The sequence below is a fragment of the Pseudomonas sp. HTZ2 genome (assembly GCF_033173945.1).
Lineage (GTDB): Bacteria > Pseudomonadota > Gammaproteobacteria > Pseudomonadales > Pseudomonadaceae > Aquipseudomonas > Aquipseudomonas guariconensis.
In genome coordinates, this window is sequence record NZ_CP137332.1 from 1402667 (window position 1) to 1415544 (window position 12878).

Genomic DNA, 12878 nt, shown 5'->3' on the forward strand with positions numbered 1-12878 from the left:
TGCAAAAGCACAAAGACAGCCGCGCCGCGCTCACCGAGACTCGTCGTGGCGAGCGCCGGAAGCCGCGACGCCGCGACAACCATAAAAAAAGAGAATCCGATCATGGCACACAGCCCCGCCCCTGACCAAGGCAAAGACATCACCCGCGATGCGCTGTACCGGCGTATCACCGTGCGGCTGATTCCCTTCATCTTCATCTGCTACCTGTTCAACTACCTGGACCGCGTCAACGTCGGCTTCGCCAAGCTGCAAATGCTCGACGCCCTGAAGTTCAGCGAGACCGTCTACGGCCTGGGTGCCGGGATCTTCTTCATCGGCTACGTGCTGTGCGGCCTGCCCAGCAACCTGGCGCTCAACCGCTTCGGCCCGCGGCGCTGGATCGCACTGATGATGATCGCCTGGGGTACGCTCTCGACCTGCCTGCTGTTCGTCACCACACCCACGGAGTTCTACGCCCTGCGCCTGCTCACCGGCGCCGCTGAGGCCGGCTTCTTCCCCGGCGTGGTCCTGTACCTTTCGCGCTGGTTCCCGGCGGACCGCCGCGGCCGCATCATGGCGCTGTTCATGTCGGCGATCCCGGTCTCGGGGCTGCTGGGCGGGCCGTTCTCCGGCTGGATCCTCGATCACTTCGCCGCAGGCCAGCACGGCCTGGCCGGCTGGCAGTGGATGTTCCTGATCCAGGGCGTGCCTACCGTGGTGCTGGGCATCCTCGCCGTGCTGCTGCTCAGCGACGGTTACCAGAAAGCCGCCTGGCTGAGCCCGGCCGAGCGCCAGGTGATCGAGGCCGACCTCAAGGCCGATGCCGCTAGCAAGCCCACCACCCAGGGTGACGGTGTGTTGGCCGTGCTCACCAATCCGCTGGTCTGGACCTTCGGCTTCGTCTACTTCTGCATCCAGAGCGGCGTGTACGCCATCAACTTCTGGCTGCCCTCGATCATCAAGAACCTGGGCTTCGACAATCCGCTGCTGATCGGCTGGCTGAGCGCCATCCCCTACCTGCTGGCCGGTGTGTTCATGATCGTCGTCGGGCGTTCGGCGGACCTGCGCAACGAGCGGCGCTGGCACCTTGTGGTGCCGATGCTGATGGGTGCGCTCGGTCTGTTGATCGCGGTGAATTTCGCCCAGAGCCCGACCATCGCCATCCTGGGCCTGTCAATCGCTACCATGGGCGCGCTGACCGGGCTGCCGATGTTCTGGCCGATGCCGACCGCCCTGCTCAGTGCCAGCGCTGCCGTAGCGGGCCTTGCGATCATCAACTCGGTGGGTCAGATGGCTGGTTTCCTGAGCCCCTACCTGGTCGGCTTCATCAAGGACCAGACAGGCTCCACCGACGCTGCGCTCTATTCGCTGGCCGCGCTGATCGTGTTCGGCAGCCTCGTGGCCCTGCGTGCGACCCGTGCCGGCGCGCTGAGCGCTGCCCGCGCCAACTGAAGCTGTTCGGGGGCGCTTCGGCGCCTCCGATCGTCGGTCTGTTGCATACCCGGCTCGGCGAAGGCGTCAAATGAACCTGAACGGTTCTACGGAGACGCCCCATGACCCAGCACAGCGTGGCCCGCCTCGAACAGCTCGACGACCACACGCCTTTGCGCGTCCAAGCTGGCAGCGAAGAAGTCATCCTGATCCGTCAGGGCGACTTGGTGCATGCCTACCAGGCCCATTGTCCCCATGAAGGCGCGCCGCTGGACGAAAGTGCCCTGTGTGGCGGGTTGCTGGTGTGCCCTTGGCACAAGGCGGCGTTCGCCGTGGACGAAGGCGCGGTCTGCGAGCCTCCGGCCCTGGCCGACCTGCGGCGTTATCCCGTGCAGGTGAAAAACGGCGAGATCCTGGTCGACGACCAGCCGCTGCCCAGGGCCAACCCTCCCCGGCACAGCGACGCCCGCTGCTTTGCCGTGATAGGCGCGGGTGCGGCTGGCAGCGCGGCGGTGGCAACCCTGCTCAGCCATGGTTTCGGCGGCCGTCTGGTGTGGATCGACCAGGAACAGCACCCTGCCTACGACCGCACGTCCTTGAGCAAATTCGTCATCGCCGGGCAGATGGCCCCCGACGAAGTCCCCGCCCTGCTCGAACCTGAAGCCCTGCGCCAGGGCCATCTGGAGCGCTGGCACGCCAAGGTGCGGGCGCTGGATGTCGCCAAGCGCCAAATCCTGCTGGCCGACGGCAAGCGCCTGGATTACGACGCGGCCCTGGTGGCCACCGGGGGCAAACCCAAACGCCCGGACCTTCCCGGCGCCCAGTTGCCTGGCATCTGCTTGTTGCGCTCCCGGGACGACGCCGCACGCCTGCTCGATGCCGCCGAACCGGGCCAGCCGGTGGTCATCGTCGGCGACGGCTTTATCGGCCTGGAGGCGGCTTCGGCCCTGCGCAAGTACGGCGCGCAAGTGCATGTGGTCAGCCGCCATGAAATCCCCCTGGCCAGGCAGCTCGGCGAACGTATCGGCCGCACCCTGCGCGAGCTGCACGAGCTCAAGGGTGTGGTGTTCCATGGACCGACGGAGGTCGAACGCTTCGAAGGCACCGACCACGTCCAGACCGTGGTGCTGGCCAATGGCGAGCGCCTGGATACCGCGCTGGTGCTGCTGGGAGTGGGCGTCAGACCGGCCACCGGTTTCGTGCAGGGCCTGGAGCTGGCAGACGATCAGTCCTTGCCGGTGGACGCCGAGCTGCACGCCGCCGAAGGGCTCTGGGCCGCCGGCGACATCGTCACCTTCCCCTTGGCCGGCCGCCCCGTGCGCATCGAGCACTGGCGACTGGCCGAACAGCACGGCGTGATCGCTGCCGCCAACATGCTCGGTGAGCAGCGCCGTTACGACGACGTGCCGTTCTTCTGGACCTACCAACACGGACGCACCTATGAAGTGCTCGGTCATGGGCAGCACTGGAACCGTATCGAGTATGTGGGTGAACCGGAGAAAGGCGATTTCATTGCCCTGCAATGCATCGACGATCGGGTCGAAGCCGTGATCGCCAAAGGCTACGCCCGCGCCATGGCGGTACTGTCGCAACGGATGAAACGCCCCTTGAACAGTCGCGAGGCGCGGGAACTGATCAATGCCTGGCCGGGCTGAGCCTGCACGTGCCCTGTGGCCAGCCGGATCCTTTCAATGGCAGGTGGATGTGTGTAAAACAGCCCTACACTCCTCGACACAAGGCGCCGCGCATGATCTACCGCCCCCTCGGCCACAGTGGCCTTCAGGTTTCCGCCCTCACCCTTGGCAGCATGATGTTCGGCGAACAGACCAGCACCGAGGACTCGCTGCGCATCATCGACAAGGCCTGGGACCAAGGCATCAACTTCATCGACACCGCTGACGTTTACAACGCCGGGCGCTCCGAAGAGATCGTCGGCGAGGCCGTGGCCCGCCATCGCCAGGACTGGATCGTCGCCTCCAAGGCCGGTTTCGGCCCGGCAGAAGGCTTGCCCAACCGCAGTGGGCTCTCGCGCAAGCACCTGTTCAATGCCATCGAGGCCTCGCTCACGCGTATGGACCTGGACTACCTGGACATCTACTACCTGCACCGCGAAGACCACAAGGTGCCCCTGGAAGAGACGGTGCGGGCCATGGGCGACCTGCTGCAACAAGGCAAAATCCGCTATTGGGGCGTGTCCAACTTCCGCGGCTGGCGCATCGCCGAGCTGTGCAACCTGGCCGAACGCCTGGGTGTGGCCAAGCCGGTGGTGAGCCAGCCTTTGTACAACATCGTCAACCGCCAGGCCGAGCCCGAGCAACTGACTGCAGCCGCCTACCATGGCCTGGGTGTAGTGCCGTTCAGCCCGCTGGCCCGAGGCGTGCTCAGCGGCAAGTACGCGCCGGGTGCCGAGCCTGCGGCTGGCAGCCGCGCTGCGCGCCAGGACAAACGCATCATGGAAGTAGAGTGGCGCCAGGAATCGCTGGCCATCGCCCAGAAAATCCAGGCCTACGCCCAGGCCAAAGGGGTCGGGATCGTGGAGTTCGCCATTGCCTGGGTGCTGAACAACCAACTGGTCAGTTCGGCGATCGTCGGACCGCGCACCGAGGCGCAGTGGGACACCTATGCCGGTGCGCTGGAGGTGAAGATCACCGCCGAGGACGAAGCCTTCATCGATTCGCTGGTCACCCCGGGGCATGCCTCGACGCCCGGGTTCAACGATGTGGCGCATTTCGTCACCGGGCGCCTGGCTCGCCCATAGGCGTTGGGCGCGCGCAGCCCCCACTGCAATCCCTCAGCCTCGGGCGATGGCAAGGCTCAACGCCCCGCCTCGCGTTGCCCTAGGTATTTCTCGGTCCAGGCCGCCAGCGGCAGCGGAGGCTGCTGCTGGACAATGCGCCGCCAGATCAGCGCGAGGTCCTCGCCGTTGAACATCGAGCCCACGCCATCGCCCAGCCACAGGGTCGGCGTCACCGCGTTCCAGCGCCCGGTACTGTCCCGGCTGGCCATCTGGAAGCGGAAGGTGTAGTTGCCTGGGATGCCCATGCGCAGGTCGGTCACCACCAAGGCATTGCCCACCCTGTCGTAGCGCAGCCAATCATCGGTGAACCAACGCAGTCGCTCGTGCAGCGGCATGCCACGCAGTACCTGGGCGGCCTCCAGGTTCAGCGACTGGCGCTGCATTTCCGGCGGTTCCTGGTCAAAGGCGCTGCTGATGCCTTCGTAGTACTGGCCATCCGGGGTTTTGGCCAATACCCGCCAGACCAAGCTGTTGAAGGCGATGGGCACGGCGCGCACGTGGGTCACGGCAATGCCCTGCTCATCGAGGGCGAGCGCAAAACGCTGTTCGGCCGCCATGCGCCCGGCCAGCCCATAGCCCAGGTAAGCGGTGCTGAACGCCAAGGCCACGCCTAGCACGGTGACAGCCTTGCCACTCATGCCTTTGAACGCCGCGTACAGCACAGCGCCGAGCAAGGGCAAGGTGTACACAGGATCGATGATGAACACCGCCGCCCAACTCTGCGGGGTCAGGTGCAGGGGCCAGAACAACTGGGTGCCGTAAACGGTGAAGGCATCGAGTATCGGATGAGTCACCAACACTAGCCAGAACGCCAGGAACACCCGCGGTAGGCGGTAGCCTTTGTCGGGCCAGCGCCTTCGGGCGACCGCGCTGACCAGCCAGGCCAGGGCCGCCGCCAGGGCGGTGAGGACGAAGAGGGAGTGGGAAAAGCCTCGGTGGTAAGTCATCTGCGACACCGGGTCGGCATAGCGGATCAGCACGTCGAGGTCCGGCAAGGTGCCCAGGGCCGCGCCGTACAACAATGAACGACGCCCCTGGATACGCCCCAGCACCGCGCCTTGGAGGGCGGCGCCGAGGACAGCTTGGGTCAGTGAGTCCAAGGTGAAAGTCCCTGATCGGTGTTTTTCAGGAACCTACCCTCATTCACCGTACTCGCCAAGGGGCGGCTGCGCAGCCTATCGCAGGCTGCACCTGGGCCTTGCGTCGTAGAGGCTCAAGAAGGCTTACAGCAGTTGCCAGGTATACATCAGGATCAAGCGGTTCTCATCGATGTCACTGCGGTAGTTGGAGCGTGCCATGGCATTGCGCACGCGAATCCCCAAGCCTTTGAACAGCCCGCCCTGCACCGCGTAACCAAGATCCAGGTCGCGCTCGCGGTCCTTGCCCTCGTAGCCTTGGCCGGTGTCGACGTTGTTGCCGGTGATGTAGCGCACCGTGGCCGTCAGTCCAGGGATACCCATCGCGGCGAAGTTGTAGTCGTAACGCACCTGGTAGGAACGCTCGTCGGTGTAGGCGAACTCGTACGTCGGCACTTCATTGCCCAGCGGCGAGATGTTGGCGAATACCCGAGGGAACGGGCTGTCGCCATAGATCCCCTGATAGCCGACATGGAAGCTATGCCCGCCCTGCCGGGCGGTGAGCATCGAAAAGAACGCCTGGTTGTCGATGTTGCCCAGCAGCGCATCACCGTCCTCGCGGGCGGTGAAGTAGCCCAGGTTGGCGCTGAGCACCCAGTCGCCGAGCGGCTTGCTGTGCTTGAGGCCAATGAAGCCCTGTTCGTAGATGTCCTGCAGTTGGCCGTACCAGAGGCTGGCGCTGCTTTGGTTGTCGTTGAAGGCATAGTCGCCACCGAGGTAGTTGAAGGCGTCGCTTTGTGCCTGGCGCATGGGCACATGCCCAAGCATGGCGATCATCTTGTCGTCACCGGCCTCGTTACGTAGGTGGCTGGAGGTCAGGTGCCCGGCCTGCAGGGTCAGGCCGGCCAGCTCGGCGGAGCTAAGGCTCACACCTTGGTAGGTCGGCGGCAGCAGGCGAATGTCGCTGAACGTCAGCACTGGCAGGTTGGGCTGAAGTTCGCCGAGCCTCAGTTCGGTCTTGGACAGACGCGCCTTGAAGGTCGGCGCCAGGCGGCTGTATTCGTCCGCGGCGCGGCCATCGCTGTGAACCGGCAACAACCCGGTATTGACCCGGTCAGGGCTGCTGTCGAGCTTGATGCCCAGCAAGCCCAGGGCGTCCAGGCCGAACCCCACCGTGCCGGGGGTGTAGCCCGACTTGAAGTCGAGGATGAAACCCTGGGCCCACTCCTGGGCCTTCGATTGCTGATTGGCCCCGACGATATCCGAATAGTCGCGGCTGAAGTAATAGTTGCGGGCGCTCAGGCTGGCCTTGGCATCCTCGAAAAAGCCGTTTTCCGCGGCCAGCAGGGGTTGGCTGAGCAAGGTGATGCCCAGGGCGACACAAGGGGTGTGGTTCATTCCGAAGCTCTCTTTGATCTTGTTTTTATGGGTAAAGCGCTGGGAACGCGTGGGTCTTGAGTGATGCCTCTCCTCTTCAGCGGGCGCGGCGCAAGGCCGCTTGAACAAGGGGGCGACGCAGGCGTGGCAAGACGTGGGCGGCAAGACCGAACAACAAACCCCAGAACGGCGCCGACAACCCCAGGAAGGACACACCGGAGGCCGTCACCAGGAAAGTGAACAACCCCGCGTCGCGTTCGCCCGGTTCGGACAGGCTCCTGACCAGGGCCTCACTGATCGCGCCGTACAAGGCCAGGCCTGCCAGCGCGGCAATGAGCGCGGCGGGAAAGGCCGCGAACAGCGACATCAAGGTAGCGCCGGCGATACCCAGCAGCAGGTACAGCACGCTGCCGGATACTGCCGCCACATAGCGCCTGCGTGGGTCCTCATGGGCTTCACGCCCGGTGCACAGGCTCGCGGTGACCGCCGCAAGGTTCAGTCCATGGCAGCCAAAGGGCGCGAGCAACGCCCCCCCTACGGCACTGGCGCTGATCAGCGGGCTCGCCGGCACGCTGTAACCGGCATTGCGCAGTACCGCCATGCCCGGCATGAACTGCCCGGTCAGGGCCACCAGCACCATGGGCAGCGCCAGGCTGAACAGGGCTGCAACACTGAACTGCGGTGCGATCAAGCGTGGCGAGGCCAGCTCCAGCACCAACGCATCACTGCGAAACTGCCCGCTCAGTAGCGTGACAAGCGCACCGACCAGCAGCACCATCGCCACCGCATAGCGCGGCTGGCGCGCGCGCATCAGCACATAGGTGGCGAACATCGCCAGCACCAACATTGGCTGTGCCGGTAACGCGCGGAACACCTCGGCCCCGAAACTGAACAGAATCCCAGCCTGCATGCCGGCGGCAATGGAGCCTGGCAGGCGAGCGATGATGCGGTCGAAGGCGCCGCTGATGCCGATCACCAGCAACACCAGGTTCGCCACCAGGTAGGCGCCGATGGCCTGTCCCAGGCCCAACTGCGGCAAGGCGGTGACCAGCAGCGCCGAGCCCGGGATCGACCAGGCGATCACCACCGGCACCCGATAGCGCAGGCTCAGCAGCGCCCCCAGCAGCGCGCTGCCCATGGACACCGCCCAGACCCATGAGGACAGCACCGCGTGGGGCAAGCCGGCTGCCTCGGCGGCATGGAAGATGATGACCAGTGGCCCGGCATAGGAAATCATCGTTGCGATCATGCCGGCGACGATGGCCGACACGGAGCAATCCTTGAACAGGTCTTTCATGGGACCTCTCGCAAGCGCTGGCCGGCCTTGATGGCTGGCACTTGTTTTGTGTTGACTGCATCGCAGGCTGGCGTTGCGTGTGCGATGCGTTCTTCACGAGTAAGCCCGCCCACCGTCCCTGTGGGAGCGGGTTTACCCGCGAAGGGGACACCTCGGGGTATCAGCCCTGCTGCAATGCCCGCGGCCGTCCGCTGCGCTGCTCTGCCTCGCTGTCCACAGCCTTCTGCAGTTGGAAATCGAACGTGAGCTCGGCATACCGCCCCTGTACACCCCGCGCGCCGTCCTCGCGGAACTTGATCTCGCCGACCAGCCCATCACGGGTGGCGTAGGCGAAGTCGTCCCACAGGTACTGGTCACCGGCCAGGTTGATCTGGGTGGTCAGGTGGCGATGGCCCGGCGCAGAAATGAAGAAGTGGATGTGCGCCGGGCGCTGGCCGTGGCGGCCGAGCAAGTCCAGGCATTCCTGGGTCGGGCCCTGCGGGTCGCAGCCGTAGCCCGAAGGCACGATGCTGCGTGCGCGGTAGCGGCCCTGGGCGTCGGTGACGATGCGCCGGCGCAGGTTGTACTGCGACTGGCTCTGGTCGAAGAACGAGTAGGTGCCGCGGGTGTTGGCATGCCACAAATCGACCGTGGCGCCGGCCACCGGCTGGCCGTTCGGGTCGAGCACCTGGCCTTCGAGGAACATCACCGTGGCCACGCCCTCCTCGCTACCGTCGTCCATGCGCACTTCGCCTTCAGCAATAGGCGCACCGGCGACATACAGCGGGCCTTCGATGGTGCGCGGGGTGCCCCCGGTCAAGCCGGCCTGGGCGTCCTTGGCGTCTTGCAGCAGGTCGAGGAAATGCTCAAGACCCAGGCCTGCCACCAGCAGCCCGGCCTCGCCTCGCCCGCCCAGGCGGTTGAGGTAGTCGACGGCGAGCCAGAACTCGTCCTCGGTGATCTCCAGGTCCTCGATCAGGCGCGCGGTATCCTGCAGCACGCGCTGGATGATGCGCTTGATGCGCGGGCTGCCATCATCGTTACCGAAGCCGGCCGCTTCTTCGAAGAACTTCTGGATATCGGCAGTGTGGGAAATCTTCACGGTCATGGTGCGTACCTCATCTTGTTCTTGTGCAAGGGTTCGAATCAGCGATCGTCGCTGTGGATCGACGAGGGGTGGCGGCACAGGCCGTCGACCTCGATGTCCATGTAGGGAAACAGCGGCAGTTGCATCAGGGTGTCGTGCAGGGCCTCGACGCTGGGCACGTCGAATACGCTGTAGTTGGCGTAGTGGCCGGCAATACGCCACAAATGGCGCCAGGTGCCCTCGCGTTGCAGACGCTGGGCCAGTTCCCTTTCATCGGCCTTGAGTTGCGCGGCCTTGGCCGGGTCCATGTCGACCGGCAGCTTCACGGTCATCTTCACGTGGAACAGCATGGGATTCTCCTTGAGTCTGGTTAAGTCGTTGCGGGCGCGGCTTTAGCCGCGAACACCGGCACAGCCGGTGCTATCCACCGCGTTGTCTGCTTCGCGGCTTAAGCCGCACCCACAGGGTCGTGCGTTTTTTCAGCGGCGGGCGAAGCGCGCCAGGCGGGCTTCGTCCAGGGTCAGGCCCAGGCCCGGGGTGCGCGGCACATGCAACTGGAAGTCGCGGTACTCCGGCGCCTGGGTGACGATTTCCTCGGTCAGCAGCAACGGCCCGAACAGTTCGGTGCCCCAGGTGATCTGGCGCAGGGTGAGGAACGCGTGGGCCGAGGCCAGGGTGCCGATCGCGCCTTCGAGCATGGTTCCGCCATACAGGGCGATACCGGCGGCTTCGGCGATCTGCGCGGTGCGCAGCACGGCGCGTGGGCCACCGTTCTTGGCGATCTTCAGGGCGAAGATGCTGGCGGCGCCGTCGGCGGCCAGGCTGAACGCATCCTCGACGCTTTCGATCGACTCATCGGCCATGATCGGCGCCGGGCTGCGCTGGTTCAGGCGGACCTGGCCGGCGCGGTTGATACGCGAGATCGGCTGCTCGATCAGATCGATACCGTTGTCGCCCAGTACCTGGCAGGCACGGATGGCCTGGGACTCGTCCCAGTACTGGTTGACATCGACCCGCACGCTGGCCCGCTCGCCCAGGGCACGCTTGATTGCCACCACGTGCTTGAGGTCCTGCTCCACCGGGTTGGCGCCGATCTTGAGCTTGAACACCCGGTGGCGACGTGCCTCGAGCATGTGCTCGGCCTCGGCGATGTCGCGTGCGGTGTCGCCGCTGGCCAGGGTCCAGGCCACTTCCAGGCTGTCGCGCACCCGCCCGCCGAGCAGTTCGCTGACCGGCAGTCCCAGGCGTTTGCCCTGGGCGTCGAGCAACGCGCTCTCGATGCCGGATTTAGCAAAGGTGTTGCCCTTGGCCAGCTTGTCGAGCTTGAGCATGGCAGCGTTGATGTTGTCTGCCGGCAGGCCGATCAACGCCGGTGCCAGGTGCGCGTCGATGTTGGCCTTGATGCCTTCGGGGCTTTCGTAGCCGTAGGCCAGCCCGCCGATGGTGGTGGCCTCGCCGATGCCCTCCACGCCGTCGCTGCAGCGCAGGCGCAGGATCACCAAGGTCTGCTGCTGCATCGTATGCATCGCCAGCTTGTGCGGGCGGATGGTCGGCAGGTCGACGATGATCGCCTCCAGCCGGTCGATAGTCGGGCTTGTCATGCAAGGCCTCCAGTTGCGTCAGTGAACGGTCAGGCCTGGGCAGGCGCGGTCAGGCCGTGGCGCCGGCCGCTGGCCAGGTGCACGGCCATGGCCAGCGCGGCAATGGCACCAGGGATGGCAAATGCGATGAAGTTCAATTGCAGCGGCAGGTTGATGCCCATCAGCGCACCCCCCAGCAGCGGGCCGACAATGGCGCCATTGCGGCCGATACCCGACGCCCAGCCCAGCCCCGTGGAGCGCACCGACAGGCCGTAAAGCTGGGCGGCGCCGGCATACAGCAGGATCTGCGTGCCGATGGTGGTGGCGCCGGCGATGAAGATCAGCCCATAAAGCACCGGCATTGGGCTGTTCACGCCCAGAAGACTGATGGACAAGGCCGCAGCCAAGAAGAACGCCACCTTGACCTTGACCAGGTTGTAGCGGTCCCCCAGCCAACCACCGAAGATCGCCCCGGCCATGCCACCAAAGTTCAGCGCCAGTAGGAACGACAGGCTCGAGCCCAGGCTGTAGCCGGCATTGGCCATCAGCTTTGGCAGCCAGGAGCTCAGCGCATACACCATCAGCAGACAGCAGAAGAACGCCAGCCACAGCGCCAGGGTGCGCACCGCCAGGCCCTCGCGGAACAACGCCGCCACTGAAGCGCCCTTGGCCTTGCGCTCCAAGACCTGCAGCACATCGTCCGCCTGCACATCGCAGTCAGGATCCACACGCTTGAGCAGCGCACATGCGTCCTTCACGCGGCCCTGGCGCACCAGAAAGCCGATGGACTCCGGCAGGTAGTAGAGGATCACCGGCAACAGCAGCAGCGGCAGCGCTGCGGCAAAGAACATCGACTCCCAGCCAAAGCGCGGCAGCAAGTAGATGCCGACGCCTGCCGAGAGCATGCCGCCCAGGGAGTACCCGCTGAACATGACCGCCACCAGGGTGCTGCGCAGGCGCTTGGGCGCGTATTCGTTCATTAGCGCCACGGCGTTGGGCATCAGCCCGCCGCAGCCGAGCCCGGCGATAAAGCGGTAGATACCGAATTCGCCAGGGCTGCTGGCAAAGCCATTGAGGATGGTCGCCCCGGAAAACAGCGCAAAGCACAGGGCAATGCCTTTCTTGCGGCCGATGCGGTCGGCCAGGCTGCCGAACGCCAGGGCGCCGAACATCATGCCGAACAGCGCATAGCTGCCCAGGGCACCGGCCTGCAACGGGGTCAGGCCCCACTCTTTCATGATGACCGGCAGGACCACGCCGTAAATGAACAGGTCATAGCCGTCGAAGATCAGCAGCAGGCCGCACCAGGCCATGACCATCCAGTGAAAGGGCGTGAAGCGTGCGTTGTCGATGATCGCTTGGACGTCGAGGGTTCGCATGGCATCTATCTCTGTTGTTTTTGTTGTGTGAAGAAAACCTTGCCGCAGGCAATCTCAGCCGAGATCGCCACCACCGACCGGCAACGTGACGCCGGTGATGTAGGAGGCCTCGTCGGAGGCCAGGAACAGGATCGCGCCGACCTGCTCGTCGATGGTTCCGTAGCGCTTCATCAGGCTGCTGGCGACGGTCTGGTCGACGATCTGCTGGTACCAGGCCTTTTCCTGCTCGCTCTGCTCGGTGCTGTTACGCGGGATGCGCCGCGGTGGCGCCTCGGTGCCGCCCGGAGCGGTGGCATTGACGCGCACCCCACGGCCGGCGGTTTCGAACGCCAGGCAGGCGGTCAGCGCGTTGACGCCGCCTTTGGCTGCGCCATAGGGCACGCGGTTGACGCCACGGGTGGCAATGGAGGAAACGTTGACGATGGCGCCGCTGCCGCGCTCGAGCATGTACGGCAGCGCCGCATGACAGCACCACAGGGTCGGGAACAGCGAGCGCCGCACCTCGGCCTCGATCTGCTCGACCGCGTAGTGCTCGAACGGCTTGGCCCAGATGGTCCCGCCGACGTTGTTGATCAGGATGTCGAGACGGCCGAAGGTCGCCACGGCCTCAGCCATCACCTGGGCGCAGTCAGTGTGCTGCTCCAGATCGGCGATGAGGGTCAGCACGCCTTCCCCGGCCAGCTCGTGGACCAGCTCGGAGCGGTCCACCGCAACCACTTGGGCGCCCTCGGCCTTGAGCCGCCAGCACACGCCACGGCCGATGCCTTGGGCGGCGCCGGTGACCAGGGCGACCTTGCCTTGGAATCTGTTGTTCATCTGCACTTCTCCGATGCGCCGCTGCCACAGCGTTCGCGGACGAAATAAAAAGGGGGCCGCCCTCACCCGCACGATGCGGG

11 protein-coding genes are annotated in these 12878 nt (G+C 65.3%); 3 read left to right on the forward strand and 8 right to left on the reverse strand.

What is annotated here, in order from left to right; translation table 11 throughout:
* Positions 1 to 102 precede the first annotated feature (102 nt).
* From R6G97_RS06675 to R6G97_RS06685, 3 genes are all read left to right on the forward strand, one after another.
* Complete coding sequence (locus R6G97_RS06675) at positions 103 to 1431, forward strand: MFS transporter (RefSeq protein WP_102081679.1); 1329 nt, start codon at positions 103 to 105, stop codon at positions 1429 to 1431.
* A gap of 101 nt (positions 1432 to 1532) precedes the next feature.
* Positions 1533 to 3065: an FAD-dependent oxidoreductase gene (locus R6G97_RS06680; protein WP_317847922.1), complete on the forward strand. Its 1533-nt coding sequence runs from the start codon at positions 1533 to 1535 to the stop codon at positions 3063 to 3065.
* 92 nt (positions 3066 to 3157) lie between these two features.
* Positions 3158 to 4168 carry an aldo/keto reductase gene (locus R6G97_RS06685; RefSeq protein WP_043210809.1) on the forward strand — a complete coding sequence of 337 codons (1011 nt, stop codon included), beginning with the start codon at positions 3158 to 3160 and terminating at the stop codon, positions 4166 to 4168.
* A 56-nt stretch (positions 4169 to 4224) separates the two neighbouring features.
* Here the strand turns inward: R6G97_RS06685 and R6G97_RS06690 are convergent, their stop codons facing one another.
* The 8 genes from R6G97_RS06690 to R6G97_RS06725 form a co-directional block, all read right to left on the reverse strand.
* Positions 4225 to 5307 carry a metal-dependent hydrolase gene (locus R6G97_RS06690; RefSeq protein ID WP_102081681.1) on the reverse strand — a complete coding sequence of 361 codons (1083 nt, stop codon included), beginning with the start codon at positions 5305 to 5307 and terminating at the stop codon, positions 4225 to 4227.
* A gap of 123 nt (positions 5308 to 5430) precedes the next feature.
* Positions 5431 to 6681, reverse strand: a complete 1251-nt coding sequence (locus tag R6G97_RS06695) for an OprD family porin (RefSeq protein ID WP_317847923.1) — start codon at positions 6679 to 6681, stop codon at positions 5431 to 5433.
* A 76-nt stretch (positions 6682 to 6757) separates the two neighbouring features.
* Positions 6758 to 7957, reverse strand: a complete 1200-nt coding sequence (locus R6G97_RS06700) for a benzoate/H(+) symporter BenE family transporter (RefSeq protein ID WP_317847924.1) — start codon at positions 7955 to 7957, stop codon at positions 6758 to 6760.
* Between the two features lie 160 nt (positions 7958 to 8117).
* Positions 8118 to 9044: a catechol 1,2-dioxygenase gene (gene catA / locus R6G97_RS06705; protein ID WP_043210803.1), complete on the reverse strand. Its 927-nt coding sequence runs from the start codon at positions 9042 to 9044 to the stop codon at positions 8118 to 8120.
* 38 nt (positions 9045 to 9082) lie between these two features.
* The gene (gene catC / locus R6G97_RS06710) at positions 9083 to 9373 is read right to left on the reverse strand and encodes a muconolactone Delta-isomerase (RefSeq protein ID WP_043210800.1); all 291 of its coding nucleotides are present in this window, start codon (positions 9371 to 9373) and stop codon (positions 9083 to 9085) included.
* 129 nt (positions 9374 to 9502) lie between these two features.
* Positions 9503 to 10624 (reverse strand): muconate cycloisomerase family protein, encoded by a 1122-nt coding sequence (locus R6G97_RS06715; protein ID WP_090342718.1) that lies wholly within the window; start codon positions 10622 to 10624, stop codon positions 9503 to 9505.
* A gap of 29 nt (positions 10625 to 10653) precedes the next feature.
* Positions 10654 to 11982, reverse strand: a complete 1329-nt coding sequence (locus R6G97_RS06720; protein WP_317847925.1) for an MFS transporter — start codon at positions 11980 to 11982, stop codon at positions 10654 to 10656.
* 54 nt (positions 11983 to 12036) lie between these two features.
* Complete coding sequence (locus R6G97_RS06725; protein WP_043210794.1) at positions 12037 to 12798, reverse strand: 1,6-dihydroxycyclohexa-2,4-diene-1-carboxylate dehydrogenase; 762 nt, start codon at positions 12796 to 12798, stop codon at positions 12037 to 12039.
* Positions 12799 to 12878 lie beyond the last annotated feature (80 nt).